General features: G+C 48.3%; 4 protein-coding genes. 3 read left to right on the top strand and 1 reads right to left on the bottom strand.

Annotated features, from left to right (window positions below):
• Positions 1 to 65: 65 nt before the first annotated feature.
• Positions 66 to 254: a hypothetical protein gene (locus IAE27_RS29225; protein ID WP_200093423.1), complete on the bottom strand. Its 189-nt coding sequence runs from the start codon at positions 252 to 254 to the stop codon at positions 66 to 68.
• A 367-nt stretch (positions 255 to 621) separates the two neighbouring features.
• Between IAE27_RS29225 and IAE27_RS29220 the strand changes: the two genes are divergently transcribed.
• The 3 genes from IAE27_RS29220 to IAE27_RS29815 form a co-directional block, all read left to right on the top strand.
• Entirely contained in the window at positions 622 to 969 is a 348-nt protein-coding gene (locus tag IAE27_RS29220) for a DUF6404 family protein (RefSeq protein ID WP_200093422.1), read from the top strand.
• A gap of 74 nt (positions 970 to 1,043) precedes the next feature.
• The gene (locus IAE27_RS29215; protein WP_200093421.1) at positions 1,044 to 1,331 is read left to right on the top strand and encodes a hypothetical protein; all 288 of its coding nucleotides are present in this window, start codon (positions 1,044 to 1,046) and stop codon (positions 1,329 to 1,331) included.
• Position 1,332: 1 nt separating this feature from the next.
• A partial coding sequence (locus IAE27_RS29815) for a hypothetical protein (protein ID WP_413785473.1) occupies positions 1,333 to 1,512 on the top strand: 180 nt, incomplete at its 3' end.

The following is a 1,512-nucleotide window of genomic DNA, read 5'->3' as shown; positions in this document are numbered from 1 at the left end:
GCACTGGTTAGCCGTAAACAGTTTTTTGAGCGGGCGGGGACTGAAACCGGAAACCACGGGGCAGATTAATCCCTGGCGTCCAGCAGGCGGGTGAGCGCAGCTGTATCGTGGCGGTGTTCCAGTATGGCGCTGGCGACCATTGCCGGTGGCGGGTCCATGGGCTTCATCAGCTTAATCCAGTCCCATTCACGCTGTGAAAGCTTATCAGCGGCAACGGAGAGCAGGACGGTATCGATACTTTTACGGGTCATCATGACAGGGAGGCTCTGAGCAAAATATGTAGCCAGATCATACATATCCAAATCACTGTATGACAACTCAGAGTCCGGCAGATGGCGTGCTTTTCAATTTGCGGCCGTCAGGCTGCCCTGTTCTCGGGACCACTCCGGCCGCGCACAGGAGCTTCTGTATGGTTTTAAGATGGGTTGTATTGGGTCTTGCAGGAAGGGGGATTATTACGGCTGAAGCCGTAATGCTTTTTTCGTCCTCGCTTCGCTGCTGGGTCTCCGGCGCAGAGCGCCTCCCGTGCGCTGACGCGCACAAATAACGGCATCTGTACTGCATTATCATACTGTTATGATAAAGTCTGGAAGCAGTAATGTTATTCAGGGAGCTCGGGTTGTGACATTTGAACAAAAGAAAGAACGTGCGATAGCCATTATGGAAAATAAAAATATGTGGCGAAGTAATTATGCTCCGCCCTTGTTGCGCGTATTATGGCGGCTGGGCCTGAAAATCCCCCCACTTCCTTTCGCCTCATTCTGGCAGATTACCTTACTTATGGGCATATGGTTTGGTCCTGCGTGGGGACTCTGGATGTGGTTTTCCACATGGAGGAATACAGGAATGTCGCCTGCCGTATCAGCGTTCATGAGTATTTTAGCTGGGTTTGTATTTGGCATGCTCCTTGCTGCATTCCACATGTGGCGAAAAAAGGTAAACAGACTACCCGAATGGGATGACCTGTAATTCTTTACGTCGTATTCAGGGGAAATCAGCCCTGAATGCTGGCAGGCGCTACTTATCCCAATAAGGACATTCGCATGAAAATCTACTGGACTCTGAAAAGCATTCCCGAACTCTCACAGCTCCCGTTGAAGGAGCGGGGTAAACGCTGGCGCTGTGCTTACTGGCGAACCTTCCGGCACTGGGAAACGTGGGGCGCACTTGTGTTGATGGCGTTATTTACAGGCTCTGGCTCTTACTTTTTCTCTGGTTTCGGTTCGGCGGTAATGGCCGGAACAGGCGGTTTCATATACAGCCAGATAGTAATTTATGTTGCTCGCAAATATTACCTTCATTATCTGAAGTCAGAACCTTACCGGAGCTGATATGCTTTTAAAAAATATAATTTCGGTAGTAATAATTTATTTGTTTTCTCATTCTGTTTTTTCATTTGATAAAATACCTGCACAGGGAAAGATGGAAAAAATATCTTATTTCTCTGTTGGTATGAATGGTGGCTCTGTCGCATTAAGAAGTCGTCAGATAACATGCTGTTTTTTTGCGATG

This window comes from Klebsiella sp. S69 (genome assembly GCF_016516145.1).
Lineage (GTDB): Bacteria > Pseudomonadota > Gammaproteobacteria > Enterobacterales > Enterobacteriaceae > Klebsiella > Klebsiella oxytoca.
This window is presented reverse-complemented; position numbering and strand designations above follow the sequence as displayed.